Here is a 17,568-nt window from a genome sequence, read left to right as displayed (position 1 = left end):
TTTTAATAATAAATAAATTATTTCATATGGTTTAATTTGTTTAATTAATTACTTATTATCGCAGAATGACAATATGACTCAATTTAGTTATAACGCAGAGGCTATTGAAGTCCTCAGTGGATTGGAGCCAGTGCGTCGTCGTCCTGGAATGTATACAGACACCAGTCGACCAAATCATTTAGCACAAGAACTGATTGATAACAGCGTTGATGAAGTATTAGCAGGACATGCAAAACATATCGAAGTTGTACTATATCTCGATCAATCCATTGAAGTTATTGATGATGGAAGAGGAATGCCTGTGGATATACATCCAGAAATGAAAATGTCAGCTGTAGAATTAATTTTAGGTCATTTGCATGCTGGAGGTAAGTTTTCAAATAAACACTATCAATTCTCAGGTGGCTTACACGGTGTCGGCATTGCTGTTGTTAATGCTTTATCTAAGCGTATTGAGGTGACAGTTCGTCGTAATAGGCAAATTTATCAGATTGTTTTTGAGCATGGAAATAAGGTTGAAGATCTTCATGTGATCGGTCGTTGTCGTAAAAATAATACAGGTACGAGTGTGCATTTTTGGCCAGATCAAAGTTATTTTGATTGTCCGAGCTTTTCTGTTTCTAGACTTTCTCATAATTTAAAAGCAAAAGCAGTGTTATGTCCTGGCGTGAAAATTACTTTTAAGGATGAGCGTCATAATACTGAAAAAAATTGGTGTTATAACAATGGGTTAACTGACTATTTAATGGAATTTGTTAATGGGTTAAATTGTTTACCAAAAAAACCTTTTACAAGTGAGTTTTCCACTGAAACAGACAGTGCGGAGTGGTCTTTATTATGGTTACCCAATGGTGGTGAGTTACTTACTGAAAGTTATGTTAACTTAATTCCAACAGTACAAGGCGGTACTCACGTCAATGGGCTGCGTCAAGGGTTATTAGATGCAATGCGTGAATTTTGTGAATTTCACAACATTCTTCCTCGTGGTGTAAAATTGTCAGCAGATGATATCTGTGAACGTTGTTCTTATGTTCTGTCAGTCAAGATGCAAAATCCTCAATTTTCTGGACAAACAAAAGAGCGACTGTCTTCTCGTCAGTCTTCTACTTTGATTTCGGGTATCATGAAAAATAGTTTTAATTTATGGTTAAATCAAAATATTCAAACAGCTGAACAGTTAGCCAACATAGTAATTTCTAGCGCACAACGTCGTATGCGTGCTGGTAAAAAAGTAGTGCGTAAAAAATTAACAAGTGGTCCTGCACTACCTGGTAAATTAGCAGATTGCAGTTCTCAAGATTTAACAATGACAGAATTATTTTTAGTTGAAGGAGATTCTGCAGGTGGTTCTGCAAAACAAGCACGAGACCGTGAATATCAAGCGATCATGCCGCTACGTGGAAAAATTTTAAATACTTGGGAAATCTCTTCTGATGATATATTAGCTTCACAAGAAGTACATGATATTTCTATTGCGATCGGGATTGATCCTGATAGTGACGATTTAAGTAAACTCCGTTACGGAAAAATTTGTATTCTTTCAGATGCTGACGCAGATGGTTTACATATTGCAACACTATTATGCGCATTATTTATTCGTCATTTTTTTTCGTTAGTTAATGCGGGTCATGTTTATATGGCAATGCCACCACTTTATCGTATTGATTTAGGAAAAGAGACTATATACGCACTGGATGAAAATGAAAAAAATACAGTACTTTATACCCTGGATCCTAAAATAGGAAAAGCAAACGTACAACGCTTTAAAGGTTTGGGGGAAATGAATCCAATTCAGTTACGAGAAACAACATTAGATCCAAACACTCGTCGTCTTGTTCAGTTAACTATTAATCATAATAATTATCAAGAGACATTTTCTGTTATGGATATGCTCCTAGCAAAAAAACGTTCAGAAGACCGTCGTAATTGGTTACAACAAAAAGGTGATATGTTTAATATTGAAGTTTAATATTTGTAACGTTCTTAAAAGATCAGGGAAATATTGAATGAGTGAAATTGTGCGTGACGGTGTAGAGAAATTACATCTTTATGAGTTTACTGAAAGCGCTTACCTAAATTACTCGATGTATGTTATTATGGATAGGGCTTTGCCATTTATTGGTGATGGATTAAAGCCAGTTCAGCGTCGTATTATCTATGCAATGTTTGAGTTAGGGTTGAGTAATACGGCTAAATATAAAAAATCTGCAAGAACTGTCGGAGACGTGCTTGGTAAATATCATCCTCATGGAGATAGTGCTTGCTATGAAGCCATGGTTTTGATGGCTCAGCCTTTTTCTTATCGTTATCCATTAATAGATGGACAAGGGAACTGGGGTGCACCAGATAATCCGAAATCTTTTGCAGCAATGCGTTATACTGAGTCACGTTTGTCTAAATATGCAGAAGTCTTACTAAATGAATTAGGGCATGGTACGGTTGATTGGGTTCCTAATTTTGATAGTTCGTTGAATGAACCTAAAATGTTGCCAGCTCGTTTACCGAATATTTTATTAAATGGTACAACAGGGATTGCAGTGGGTATGACAACAGATATTCCACCGCATAATACACGTGAAGTTGCTAAAGCCTTAGTGGCTTTGCTGGAAAAACCTGGACTTTCTCTTGATGATATTATGGAATTTATTCCAGGCCCTGATTTTCCAACAGAATCTGAAATTGTCTCTTCTAAAGAGGAAATCCGTCAAATCTATCAAAATGGTCGTGGTTCAGTGCGCATGCGTGCTATCTGGAAAAAAGAAGATGGTAACGCTGTCATAACTGCACTTCCTCATCAGGTTTCAGGAGAAAAAGTTCTTGAGCAGATCGCAAGCCAGATGCGTGCTAAAAAATTACCAATGGTAGAGGATTTACGAGATGAATCCAATCACGAAAATCCAACACGTCTAGTGATAGTTCCACGCAATAATCGTATTGATCTTGAGCAAGTAATTATTCATCTGTTTGCAATGACAGATTTAGAAAAAAGCTATCGGATCAATCTTAATATGATTGGGCTGAATAATCGTCCTGCGGTTAAAGGATTGTTAGAAATTCTTAATGAGTGGAATATTTATCGTCGACAAACTGTGCGAAATCGCCTGAATAATCGTTTAGAAAAAGTTTTTAGACAGTTACATATTTTAGATGGGTTACTGATTACTTATTTAAATATTGATGCAGTTATTAAGATCATTCAGGAAAAAGATGAACCAAAATCTCACTTCATATCTTTATTGAGTATTTCAAATATACAAGCAGAAGCTATTCTTAATCTAAAATTACGACACCTAGCAAAACTTGAAGAGATAAAAATTCGTGAGGAACAGTATCAGTTAGTTAAAGAGCGTGATGAACTACAAAGTATTTTAGGATCAGAGCTTAGATTGAATACATTGATTAAAAAAGAAATTCAAGCAGATGCGAAAATGTATGGTGATACACGTCGCTCACCGCTTCAAGAACGTGAAGAAGCAAAATCTTTGAGTAATTATGAAATATTTCCATCAGAATTAATAACTGTAATACTATCTGAAATGGGTTGGGTGCGCCGTGCAAAAGGTCATGATGTGCAGTCTATGAATTTAAATTATAAATCGGGTGATAACCTTAAAAGCATAGCGTGTGGTAAAACAAATCAGCCTGTTGTATTTCTTGATACAACTGGGCGTAGTTATTCTATTGATCCGTTAGAGCTTCCTTCTACTCGCAGTCAAGGTGAGGCATTAACAGGGTGGTTATCACTTCCACCAGGTGCGATGATTGAGCATATCTTAATGGCAGAAGAAAAGCAAAAATATTTAATAGCATCTAATGCAGGTTATGGTTTTATTTGTGTTTTTAATAATCTTGTTACAAAAAATAAAACAGGTAAGGGATTTCTTACCTTACCTAATAATGCAAAAATATTGCCACCTATTAATATTAATAATGAGTTGAATGATTTATTATTAGTAATTAGTAAATCTGGTCGTATGTTGATCTTTCCTGTATCTGACTTACCTCAGTTATCGAGAGGGAAAGGTAATAAACTTATTAATATCACGAGTGATCAAGCAGAAAAAGGTGAAGATTCATTAGCGTGGTTATTAGTACTACCTATTAAATCAGGAATTATACTTTATTTTAGTAAGCTAAAACTAAAATTTAAAGCAGAAAAATTAAAAAAATATCACGCTAAACGTGGTGGAAAAGGAATGTTTTTACCGCGTAGATTACATAATATTGAGCGAATAGAAATTGAATCTACTGATGAAGAAAAGTAATAATGTTTCAGTTCATTAGAATCTTTATAATTCATTTATTGTTGATATAAAATTTAAAGGTTAATTATGTTAGCGTTTTTTCGTGGAATTATTGTAATTATTTATACGCTAGTAGTTTGTATTTGTGGTGGAGTGTATTGTTTCTTCAGCCCACGCAATCCAAAACATATGATGACTTTTGGTCATCTATTTGGAAAATTATCAATGGTGTTCGGTATTACAATAATTAATCGAGTGTCTAAAGAAATTCAAAAATGTGGTCCGAGTATTTATATTGGTAATCATCAAAATAATTTTGATATGGTGACCATCTCGAACGTTGTTCAACCTAAAACAGTGATGGTTGGAAAAAAAAACTTAGTACTAATCCCATTCTTTGGCTTTTTATATTGGGTAACTGGAAATATTTTAATTGATCGTTCTAATCGTTTAAAATCGTATAATACTATTTTACAAGTATCCGATCAGATAAAAAAAAACAGATCTCTGTTTGGATATTTCCAGAAGGAACTCGTAATCGTGGTCGTGGTTTGTTACCGTTTAAATCTGGTGCTTTTCATGCTGCAATTGCAGCAGGTGTTCCTATTGTGCCAGTATGTGTTTCTAATATTCAAGACAAGATTAAACTAAATCGTTGGAATAACGGGTATGTAATTATTGAAATGTTAGATCCGATTGACACTAAAAATTATACGCGAAACAAAGTGAAAGAACTTTCTAAATATTGTTATAATTTAATGGATATCACAATTAAAAATCTTAATAAAGAGGTTGAAAAGCTAGAAAAGAATAAATAATCTCGACTTTATAAAATTTAAAAATTCTTTCTTTAAGTTCTTTTTAGATTATTAGCAATTATTTTCTATCTATTTTCAATCATTAACTTCACTTCTAGTCATTAATTTTTAGAAAGGAAGTATCATGTTATTTTATTTTTTCACTTAAAAAGTAAATATTTTAATGATTGATTTTTAAAGAGATTTTTGGATTGTATTTTTTGTGCGATATTATTAAAGTTTAATGTTAATATAATTATAGTAATAGATTTAGCTATATCTCTGTTAAAAATTATTAATTGTTTATCTTGACAGATAAAAGTAATAAAATTATTAAACTGCATATTTATCTTAATTCAAGTTAAAATAACATAATTACATTGTTATTCATGATTAGATAACAGTTGTTTTTTGTAATTAAAATACGATAATGTTAAATAAAATTAATTGTAAAAAGAAGTATTTTTACAACTCGCTTACAAGTTTATTATTTTATACTTAAAATAATATTATTAATATGTATTTAATCCATACATTTATTTTAACAAAATACATTAAGAAGATATTAATAATATTGTAATTTTCAGATGTTATTTTTATACTCAAAAAAATTAGCGTGTAGCATAAGAATTACAAATAGTTAGAATGAATAATGCTTAATTGTTAGTTTAGCGGAGAATTTATGTCATTGAGTCGGTCTGAATTTTTCTTTGTTATGGGGTTAATTTGGTTTTTGGTAGGGGTATTAAATAGCGCATTCTCAAATGGAAATAGTAAAACTTTGCTTCCTATACCTCCATTATTAGAATCCAGATTTGGACAACCAATATTTTTGACATTACAAGAAATACATAGATCATTTAATGGTAAATATTCAACGGATATATTGAGTATAAATGGTTCTTATCCAGGTCCCACGGTAAAGGTCAAAGATAGACAGGATATTAAGCTTATTTATAGTAATAGATTACAAGAATCTGTTTCTATGACAGTGAGTGGGTTAAAAGTGCTAGGAAAAAAAATAGAAGGTATTAAAAGAACAATTCTTTCTGGGGCTAAGTGGTCACCAGTTATCTCTATTCGCCAACCAGAAGCAACTCTTTGGTATAATGCACATACTAAAGAAAAAATGTACACACAGTTTTATAATGGGTTATTAGGTATGTTGATTATTGAAGATATGAACACTCAAAATTTACACATACCTAATCATTATGGTATTGATGATTTTCCCATTATTATTCAAGATAATCTTTTAAATAATTTTTATTATCCTATATCTAAATTAGATAGAGATCATTTTTTAGGAGGTACTTTGATTATGAATGGTGTTCAAAATCCCTATATTGAAGTTTCTCGAGGTTGGATCCGTTTAAGATTACTGAATTCTTCAAATTCAAAACGTTATATAATGAAAATTAGTGATGGACGATCATTTTGCATGATAGCTTCCAATCAAGGTTTATTAGCTACTCCAATCAGTATATCTGAGTTATCACTTTCTCCAGGTGAACGTCGTGAAGTGTTAATTGATATGGTAAAAACAGCTAAGTTGACAATTACTGTGGGTATATCTGCTTCTTTTATAGATCACATAAAAAGTATTTTTAAACCATCAGTATCTGTGGTATCACAAAATATGCTTACAATTAAAGCAACAGGGTTAATGTCATTGTGCGTTGAGGATTTACCGACTCAATTAGTAAAAGATAGACGTAACTTACTTCATTAATTTGTAAATATAATCTTCACTTCTATGAACCTTACAGTGTGAACAATATCACAAAATATATATTTTATCATAATATTTCAAGTCATTCAAGTCATTGGTAACGTAGGCAGTGATAAGATATGTATTTTAATCTTTTTATATTAAGGTGTGAGATTGAAAGTTATACACCATAATTATGAAAAATATCACTAGAGAATTTTATTCGAAAATATAAAAAATAGATTAAAAATACAAGAAAACTATTAGCAAAGCTGATTTAGTTTTTTATCAATATTGCTTGTGGTGTATTTTATAGCGATAATGCTTAAAAATATGATATTAGGTTAGTTAAATAATTTGTTGTTGTATTATTAGTGTTTTATTATTTAGTTCGAGTATTATTTCACTGGATCTTATAAAGATATTGAAAGAAAGTAAATTATGCAGATCATAATTCTGAGTATGAATGTAGTACTTTACTAAAACAGATAACAGTCATTTTGTGTTTTTCATTAATATTATTTAGTTATCAAGATTATATTTAAGTTATAATCTTTAAGATTTCTTAAGATATTATAAAATTGAATAAAAATATCGAAACTAGCGGGATATGATAAATAATACTAAAAAAATGCACAATAGTTACTTTTATGTTGTAAATAATATTCATTAATATCAAAGTATTTTATGCGATATTGTAAAGTAATAATGAATATTTAAATATCTGTCTATAGTATTTCTACATAAGTGATATTTATTAAGGTAATTAGCACTGTGCATTTAATTATATTATATTGTAAGGATTGCAATGACAGTTTAAGTATGTATGATATAATTGTAATCTTAAGAATTTTGTTAAGTATATTGATACATATCTAAAAGTTTTAATGTGTAGCATATTTATCTAATGATATATTTTACATATATAGATAATTGTGTATAGATTAAAAGTTATCAAAGATATATTGTTTAGTTATTATATTTTGTTCGTTCGTATAATTTATTTAATTTATTTTTATTTTTTTATCCAATTTTTTATTTCTATTCTGGAAATTTTTACTTGTATTATAGTTTTTTTAGAAATTATTTCTTTGTTTTTAATGTTAAATACATGAATCATTATATCATTTTAATCTTTCTAAGATTATTAAGAGGAATTTTCTTTCATGTTTTATGCATAAAATTTAATTCTATTTATTATTGTTTCTATTTCAAATTGTCAATTTTTAACATACAATACTCTTTTTATTCAATTACGAGTCAGAGACACAGTATTAGTATATCAATTTCTTAAGGCGTTTAGATTTTTGTATTTATTGCAAAAAAATATTTATTAAAATTATTTATTGATTGATGTTATTTTTATAAAATTTTATTCTGATACAATGATTAGAATAATGAAAGTTATAAAAGATTTTGAATAAGATTAAAGTATAAAAAAATTTTAAGTAAGATTGAACGATTTTTAAAAATTAGAAATGTCTCTGTTTCTACTTAAAACTAGATTTTAGGTATAGTGATAGATAGTCGATAAAGATTTTTTAAGTATTAGTTCTAATCTTGATAATACTTATCGGATCAAAAGAGTGTACAACACGAAAATTATTAATGGCAGTCGTGAAAATAGTACGTTTATTAATATACAGTAATGTTAGAAGTAATTAGTGAATTAATACATGTAATAGAAAAATGGTCTAACGTAGCTATTACAGATTTATATTTAATTATGATTAACTGTTTATGTTAAGTAGATCAGTATTGGTAATGAAGATTTTTTTAGTAAAAAATAAAACTGATAAGCTTCTTTACTAATACTATATTTTATTTAAAACTTACTGCACTAGACAAATGTTTAAGTATATATTTTATTCATTTATTTTAAATAATCTAGTTTACATCTGTTTGCAATCATTGTATAATTATTTATTTATATCGATTATATTATTAATAAGATACTACAATTTTAGAGATATATTTCTAAATATTTACTTGAATAATTTTTATATATGTTGTGCTTTACTTAGTTATGTCATTCTCTGAATCGATATTTCTCTTAAAGTAGTTTAATTTATTAGTTATATGTCACTGATATTATTTTAAATACAGTATGAGCGTTGTATAATATATTGTTGATAAGTTTTTCATATTATAGAAGAAATAAGAGGAAAATTATGAAGCGTACTATCTCCGAGAGAAAAAACTTGAAGAATCAAGAAATTTTTCACATTTGATGAACATCAAGCGATTTAGAATAATGACACAATAAATTTTATTTTACGTTTTCATGTATTCATTACAAATATTGCACTTAATGATTTTATATTTTTTATTTAGAAGTAGTATATAAAAAAAGATTCTATGACCTATTATGAAATTTTTTCAAGGTTTAGATATTTTTAAATTTTTATTTTTATAAATAATTCATAATATTATAGATTATTAATCAACATTTATGAATTTTGTCTGAATAGATGAATTAGAACATTGGTGTACTCTACTTAGTTAAAGTAAGTAGCGTGATGTAAAAGCTGCATTAACTTTCTTTAGTGATTAAGATTAGTTGAAGTTATAATTTTAATTTATTTTCCTGTAGCATATTATTTAGTAATATATTAATAATATCAAAACCATCATTCAGTATTGATTACTAAATCAGAAAAAAATCAGTTAATAGTAATTTTTTATTTTAAAGATAATATTTTAGTGAGTGATTTATAGTATAATAAAAATATATTAGTCAAGGGTAGATTACTCAAAAACCTAAAAATAAGAATTTTCATTTGAAGCAATTTAATATATTAAGTACTACTTTCTAATGTATTGCATTACTTTCCTAAACTTTCTAAAAAATATTGAAACACTAGCTTGAATATCTTTCTATGTTAATGAAAAAATCAGTGATTTAACTCTTTTTTGTTTAGCTATGTACTAATATCTTTTGATAAACATTTCTTTACTTATTTTAAGTATGTTCGATAGGTTTTGTTTAGTAATATTTAATATATTTTCTATAATTTATATTCTAAGATCAGATCAATCTTTGTAGAGTAATGAGTTTTTACTGAAGAACAGCGTATATAGTGTGAAAATATTAAAATATAGTTTATTGATATCGCTATCTTTCAGATTTATTAGGCATTTATTAAAAAGTACATTAAGTATACATATGCTAAATATTAAATAAAAGATAGAAAATTTTCTCTTTAATACTGATTCATATTTTACTTAATAATTTTTATTAATTATACTGTTGCTATGATATTTTTAACAAAAAAATAATAATACATTATTATCAATTATGTAGAGTAATTGCAATTCACGTCTATTCTAGATTGATAAAAAGTAGTTTATTAAATTAGGAATGTGATACTCATACAAAAAATAGAATCTTGCTTAAACAATCAATATTAATTCTTGGTGGATTAATGAATTTTAGTATCTGTAGTATCTGTAGTATTTTTCAGCTAAAATTTTTTGGAAATTTTTAGAAATATACATTAACGAGACTCAATAATAAAATAATTTTTTAAACTTTTCTAATTTTTGTATCATAGATAGACTGACAGTCCTCTTTGATGTAATTTAACAGAAAATTTAAATGTATATCTTATAGGCATACTGCTATATACCTTTTATAGTCATGAACTTTATTGATCTAAAGCAATTCTCTCTGAGAGATAATATTATTTATTAAAAGTTAATTTTAAATCATCAGGTGCAAAAGAAAAATATTTCTCAATATGAAGTATATAAAGTTTTATAAGATTATTTTCACGATACTTACATCATCAGAGTGCGCCATTAATATTCAATTGAAGTAAGGAATATTATATTGCTAGTGAGCAAAAAATATTTAGATGCATGGAAATTTTATCGTTTAGTCTCGGTATAAAGTGCTGATTATTTTAAAATAAATATTAGGTAATTTACTAATATAAGCATGCAGAAATGACTTTTATAGTGAAAATTACGGTAAAACCTTGAAGTTAAATATACAATACTAAAAAGAAACAGTCTATCTTAGCATATTTTAGAGATAAGTTTGAAACGCATTCTTATTGTATTTATAATGAGTACACGAGTTATCAAAGTTATTGCATTTAGCATCTATAGTTATTAGATCGTTATCTACTGATTGATAATTATTGGAGTCATGACATTTGAATATTGCTTACGAGAGAATAGAATATCAGCTATATCCATATTGGAATTTGTTTAAAACTCCAGTAAGTGTAACTGAAAGTAGGTAAAAGCGTGAAAAAATTATTAATGATTTTGAAAAATACTAGAATATTTAGTAAAAAGTGTAATGTAAATGTCATGCTTAAGAATGATCACTCTAATAAAATTTGAACCTGTGCTTATAAGTGACATTAGTAGTTACTTTAAATTAAACAATTAGTTTTACCAAAAAAGTTTTATATTAATTTTCTAATGATTAATGAAGTCAATCAATAAAATTAGTCAATAATGAATTATGATCTAAACAACATTGCTTTATAGATAATGAGGTATTATTTCAGCAAAGAAAAACTTTATTTAATAATTAGTTACTGAAAATAGATTAAGTTTCGTCAATATAATCGGGAAAAAGAAAATTATTCAGCTGGGCAGAATATTAAATGGTATAGTATGACTTGTCATTTATCTTTTGAATTAATCTTAAGGATTGAATAAAAAATTTTAAAGATTAAATGTAATCTAATGGCTGAACATTATAAATATATGATATAGTTTTTCAAAACTACAAAATTTTTATAATACTTTAATCATACCGGTGTTTTAATAGAAAATATTCCTAACTATTTTATGATTTTAATCACACAATATTAATTATTAACTAATTTTATTAGTATTGTGAAAATATGCTAAGTATTCATCTGCATGTTTTTATTAGATTTCATGATATATTGAAGGAAATCAGTAGTATCTTTTAGGATAGATTTGTATAATTAACTTAGTCAAAAATACAGTTCTTAAACAAAGTATATTTTTATGTAAGTATTTTATGACTATGTATTTATATTTATTTGTTCCATTTACTTATATTGATGGATCAATATCTAATATTAAATTATTTTGATTATAGACTAATGTAAAATTTTTTTTAATGTTACAATGATTAGATATAACAGTTTATCATCTAATTATGTGTTCTTATGTTAAAAAAATACAAATAATTTATAATTTTTTAACAATAAGATCAAATAGCAAATCAGTTTTAATGTGCAGATGTATGTTACAAGAGTACAGGATGTATTTTACACTATGTTATAATGAGTAAATTTAATATTGGAACATGTTGTACTTTAATAACTTGATTCAATTCATTAGAGTTTATTAGAGAACTGTTTATAAACATCAATTACAACGTCATATGTTTATATGTGCAATCTAATTATTAGTGATAAGACGATGTAAAATGTACATTAAAATCTTATGAAGAGCTAAAATTTTAGCAGTTTACTCCTTATTTTCTATGCAAAGATATGGATTATAAGTAAGATGATAGTGGAAAGTATATTTTTATGGAGAAATGAAATATATTACAATAAAGATTGATAAATTATGCTACTGAAACTAGATCACATAATAGTTGAGGTAGCTACATTTATAATATGACATTCTATAATAGAATAGATACATATTTAAAATTTGGCGAAAGTATTAGTTACAATTGAGTTAATTAAAAAATTTATATTTAATATTAGTATTTTATTAGTATATATCTATAAATATCCTCTCTGAATTTCTGCATCTGATAAGAAAATTTTAAAGAAAGTAGTTATAAGTTTTTTGTTTTTATATGCTGATATGACGTGATTTTTAGCGAAATAATAATTTTAAAAATGTTGTATTAAGTATTGTCTTATCACTATGACAAAGAGGTTTGTCTAAAATAATAGCAGATTTCTTCATAGTTTACGTTTTTGTTATGTTAGTAAAAGTTTTATCTTTAATAATTCATGATATATTTACTGATACAAGAGTTTTATTTTTTAAAAGATATGTATATTTATGCTTTAAATAAAAATGTACATTGTTTTTACGAAGATAGATCTTTAGATCTTGTAATTCACTCCTTGATGTAAGCTGTAACTATTTTAAATTGATTTATATTGAAGATTGTTAATTAAAGAATAAAAATATTTTTCATGTTTAAGAGATACTATATATATCTTTAATATATTAATTTTTTAAAATATTTAGTTGTATATTTGATTGATGCTTTGAAAAAATTGTTTATTTATTATTTTCATTGCAATGAGAATTATTTTATATATAAAATCTTATTGTGTCTACCCAGTGAAAAACTTAGTTAATATTGACATGAAATAATATTAATTTATTTATGTATAATATACGAAGTATATTGTTTTAAGAGAAATAAAATTATATGGTTTATATTTTTAGTTATAGATTACTTATATTATATAAAAATAATATTATTCGTCAAGTATAAAATTAATAAATCCTTTCATAAGAAAGTTTGTTAATGTTTATAATGCAGAGAACAAGAAATATTCTTTAATTTGATTAAATGTCAGTAATATTAATTAACATTTCTTAATAATTCATTTATACCTATTTTCCTGCGGGTATTCTTGTCTACTTGTTTGACGATTACAGCACAGTAGAGGCTATATTTATTGTCTTGAGACATCAGATTTCCGGAGACAACAACTGAGCCCGCTGGTACGCGTCCATAGTGAATTTGACCAGTGTCTCGGTCATAAATCTTAGTACTTTGACTAATATATACGCCCATTGAAATAACAGAGCCTTCTTCTATAATGACACCGTCTACAATTTCAGAACGAGCACCGATAAAACAGTCATCTTCAATTATTGTAGGAGTTTTTTGTAGTGGTTCAAGTACACCACCAATACCTACACCACCAGATATATGAACATTTTTACCAATTTGTGCGCATGAACCCACTGTTGCCCAAGTATCGATCATTGTTCCCTCATCAACATAAGCTCCTATATTGACATAAGATGGCATCAATACACTATTTTTAGCGATATAAGCACCTTGGCGTACAGCGGCTGGAGGAACAATTCGGATACCTTCTCGTTCAAAACGAGCTTGGTTATAATTGGAAAATTTCATAGATAGTTTATCAAAATAACAGCTTTCTGCACCATTAATTAATCGATTATGATGAATAAGGAATGAAAGTAAGATGGCTTTTTGTAGCCACTCATAAGTTACCCAAACACCTGAAATTTTTTTTGAAACACGTAATGTACCATTGTCGAGTAAGTAAATTGTTTCATGAACCGCTTCGAGAATAGTAGGAGTGACAGTATATGGCGTAAGTGAGGCTCTTTCTTTAAATGCTTCTTCAATAATGATTTGTAAATCTTGCATTGATTGTTCTTCCGATGTAATGAAATAAAATTATTATTTTATAATAATAAGTTTAAAAATTTAGGAGATATTATATTCTATTCTTCGTATTGAGAGCTTTTATTAACCTGTTCTAATAAGTTTTTACTATATGTTTTATTGAGCATGTTATAATTTTATTTATCAGGATAAACAAAATTTAAACTTTATTATTAAACTTTATCATCAATGTTAATTATCTTTTCATATTATGTAGTGATCTTGTTATCTGAAAGTCTATTCAGTATTTTTATTTTTACACGTAAAGTAATGAAGACCAAGTTAAAAATTTTAAGGTGATTATTTAAGTATATTTTAACTTCTATAAAATTTTGATATATTTTCCTATTAATTGATATAAATTACATTTTTTAATTTAATTTTACTGTAAAGTATAAAATGTCTTGTATTTTATTTTAATAATTGAGCTTAGTGCATGATAAAAACTATCGACAAAGGTTTAATTTCTATATTCGTATATTCGAAATTTTATAAGATATTTTTACACATATCAATTGTGTGTGACGAAGACTAACATTTGTCTAGGCAATTTTCTATTCGTGATATTACGTATTTTTATTAGAACTATATGAGTATATTTTATTTTCTCGTAATATATTACTTGCATGTTAAAATTTGTATTCTTATAATATTTTTTCAAGCAATGTTTCTTTTTTTTGAATATTTTGATAATAGTAATAATAGCACGTTATGACATATTTAATATTTTTAGAAGATATAGATTTTATTTTAAAAGTTTACATTTCTAAAGTTTGAAATATTAATACATGTTACTTTACTGTGAGATTACGATACTGCATGTCAATAATAATCAGCGCTATTGAAAACATATAGCATGTATAAATATTTTATATACATTCATTTTTCTATATGTTATTTGTTTGTGTATTTTAAAATAAAGGTTTTATTTTTTTGATATTACTTTTAATTAATATTTCTAAATTTAAATTTTTATTATTTTTATACAATACGTGAAGAAATATTTTTTTTAAAGTAGATTGAAAAGAAGTATTAAAATTTAAGATTTTTATATTTAAAATTACTCAAATTATAGGTAGGTAACAAATCAATAAGATGTGAGTAGTATAAATAATGACATAACGAAAATGTTATCAGCATAGACAGTAAGAATAAGAATTAAAAGTTACAGATATATAATTTTAAAAGAAAAATTTTCATTACTACCAATAATTAATGGGTGGAAAAATTTATAAGGATTTCATATGATTAGTAACTTAATAATTATTTCCTAGGTTTGAATTTACTTTTTCTTCAATCTTTTCAGTGTAGTACTGATATTTTTTTGATCATAATATCAGGTAAAGAGTTAATAACATGTAATTCAATAAGCTTTATTAAATAAAATCAATCTATCTTTTTATCAAGATAGCATGCACTGTAGTGTTTGGTCTTCACTGAATTTCAAATTAAGATTGTAGAATCATTGATCAATTCAGTCTATTTTATAATGAATAAGAATTGTTATGTGTACACATGCGCAAGTGATTAAAGAAAACGTTCATTGTTTAGTGGAATAAAAATTACACCTTTTCTGTGCTATCTAAAGTGATGTCAATTATTTACTAAAGTGCATAGTTATTTTATGTGCATATTATAAATTGAGATGATTATTTTTATCTATTCCAAATTACTTGACTTGAATGTATTTATTTCGCAACATGAAGTTTAGGGTATGATTGTAGTATCATGATATTTTAAATGAGTATTATTAATAATTTTCAATTACTACAAATGTTTTAAGTACAACTCAATAATTAAATCTATAAAATGTAATCAGTTTTTTTTATTATTATTGTTGGAATGTAGCTATTTGAGTGAATTTAAATTTTACAACTATTATATTGTGAGGAATGAGTTTAGCTAACTTAAGATATATAGTAATAAGATTTATTTACATTTAATTACATAAAATTCTTAGATTAATATCACAACAATACATATCGAGTGTGATTAATAATATTTTAGTATTAGATTGAATCGTGTAATAATACGTTTATCAAAATATGAACAGTTGATTTATTTAAAAATTTTACTAGAGTTTTTATTTGATATATTATAAATACAATCTATTGATTATATTATAGTTTTTATAGATCTTATAGTCGCTAAAAAGTATCTCACATCCTACATTATGCATATTATGAGTGTAGATGAGATAAGATAAATTCCAGTTTAGAGTCAGTATTGTGTATTGTATTCAATCTATTCTCGATACTATTTTTTTTAGCTTTAAGTATTTTTAGCTACATAGTACCTGAATTATATTATTAGTACGTTTTTAGTAGAACATATAGTAAAATCCAGTAAACTATATAGAGTGTATGAATTACAATTTTTAGTAAAAACAAAGCTTTTATAGATTAGATGTCAATAGAAATCTTCTTCAAGTATACTGAATGTTTTTTTAATGTATATTGTTATCAGTATGATTATCTCGATTGCCCAAAAAATAATATAAAAATTGCTTCAATTAATATTGATTCAACCTTAATTTTCAATAATTTTTATTTTTTACCTTACTGTTCTTCCAAAATATCTGTAAATTAGAATAGAACCAAGCGTTCAATTTCAATTATTATAATATAAGGTAACATCAGAACTGAGTTTATTTTTTATAACAAACTTTATTCTTATGCTAAGAAGTATAAATGTGCCTCTATTTTTATACTATGCAGTAAGTATAGTTTCCTGATGCTAGTTGTTGAGAAATGTATGAGTCGTAAATTTTTCCTTATCTCAAAGTGGTATATGATTTTATATTAATGATTAATAAACTGAAGATTGTATGTTTAACTAATTGTATTGCATATGAGTTAATAGCTTAATGTACTGATAAAAGTATTAGTTATAAGTCGTTTAATAATAGTATTAAAATTATTATAAGCAAAATTAGATCGTGCGATCGGATTTTCTGTTTGTAATAAGTAAGCGAGTTTATTCAAATGAATAGACTCACTATTTATGTAAGTCACAACGTTCTACTCCGTGATAAAATTTAATGATTTCATCAAGTGTAGTATACTAATGAGTTTTATCAGTATCAAAGTTTTTTTATTTTCCTACAGAAAAGACTGTTTATCTTAATATATTTATCAAGAGAAAATAAGTATTACGTAGTATGGTTTTTAAGAAAATAGTTTTAAGAATAATGCAGATTTTATTTTTTCTATATTGCATTAAAAATTAGGTAGTGTAAATGTACTACATTTAATTGTGATTATATTAGTTTTAATTTTAAATACAGAAGTTTTAGGGTGGAGTGTTGATTTTAGTTGACTCGGAATTTTATGATAGGATTCAATAATCTTTATCAAAATTACGTCTAAATTTTTTAATTTTTTTTGATAGATTGTATTCTATGATAAAATGTTCATAATT

At 26.2% G+C, this 17,568-nt stretch carries 5 protein-coding genes and 1 pseudogene; 4 read left to right on the top strand and 2 right to left on the bottom strand.

The window, feature by feature from the left end; all coding sequences use genetic code 11:
• Positions 1-73: 73 nt before the first annotated feature.
• From parE to GFV14_RS02805, 4 genes and pseudogenes are all read left to right on the top strand, one after another.
• Positions 74-1,969, top strand: coding sequence for a DNA topoisomerase IV subunit B (gene parE, locus GFV14_RS02820; protein ID WP_457914158.1), 1,896 nt, complete (start codon positions 74-76; stop codon positions 1,967-1,969).
• A gap of 37 nt (positions 1,970-2,006) precedes the next feature.
• Positions 2,007-4,265, top strand: coding sequence for a DNA topoisomerase IV subunit A (gene parC / locus GFV14_RS02815; RefSeq protein ID WP_457914157.1), 2,259 nt, complete (start codon positions 2,007-2,009; stop codon positions 4,263-4,265).
• A 66-nt stretch (positions 4,266-4,331) separates the two neighbouring features.
• Positions 4,332-5,062: pseudogene (locus GFV14_RS02810) on the top strand (1-acylglycerol-3-phosphate O-acyltransferase).
• A 661-nt stretch (positions 5,063-5,723) separates the two neighbouring features.
• On the top strand, positions 5,724-6,773 hold the full coding sequence (locus GFV14_RS02805; RefSeq protein WP_457914156.1) for a multicopper oxidase domain-containing protein: 1,050 nt from the start codon (positions 5,724-5,726) through the stop codon (positions 6,771-6,773).
• 6,532 nt (positions 6,774-13,305) lie between these two features.
• Here the strand turns inward: GFV14_RS02805 and dapD are convergent.
• Both dapD and GFV14_RS02795 read right to left on the bottom strand, forming a co-directional pair.
• Positions 13,306-14,130: a 2,3,4,5-tetrahydropyridine-2,6-dicarboxylate N-succinyltransferase gene (dapD, locus tag GFV14_RS02800; RefSeq protein WP_457914155.1), complete on the bottom strand. Its 825-nt coding sequence runs from the start codon at positions 14,128-14,130 to the stop codon at positions 13,306-13,308.
• A 2,873-nt stretch (positions 14,131-17,003) separates the two neighbouring features.
• Positions 17,004-17,162 carry a hypothetical protein gene (locus GFV14_RS02795; RefSeq protein ID WP_457914154.1) on the bottom strand — a complete coding sequence of 53 codons (159 nt, stop codon included), beginning with the start codon at positions 17,160-17,162 and terminating at the stop codon, positions 17,004-17,006.
• Positions 17,163-17,568: the final 406 nt, after the last annotated feature.

The sequence above is a fragment of the Candidatus Hartigia pinicola genome (assembly GCA_020541205.1).
In the GTDB taxonomy this organism is placed as follows: Bacteria; Pseudomonadota; Gammaproteobacteria; order Enterobacterales; family Enterobacteriaceae; genus Hartigia; species Hartigia pinicola.
The sequence above is the reverse complement of the archived record's forward strand: the minus strand, read 5'-3'. Positions and strand labels throughout refer to the sequence as shown.

Bases quoted from the DNA above. Each gene is read 5' to 3' on its own strand.
- parC (WP_457914157.1), top strand. From the start codon at position 2,007: ATGAGTGAAATTGTGCGTGACGGTGTAGAGAAATTACATCTTTATGAG.
- GFV14_RS02805 (WP_457914156.1), top strand. From the start codon at position 5,724: ATGTCATTGAGTCGGTCTGAATTTTTCTTTGTTATGGGGTTAATTTGG.
- parE (WP_457914158.1), top strand. From the start codon at position 74: ATGACTCAATTTAGTTATAACGCAGAGGCTATTGAAGTCCTCAGTGGA.
- dapD (WP_457914155.1), bottom strand. From the start codon at position 14,130: ATGCAAGATTTACAAATCATTATTGAAGAAGCATTTAAAGAAAGAGCC.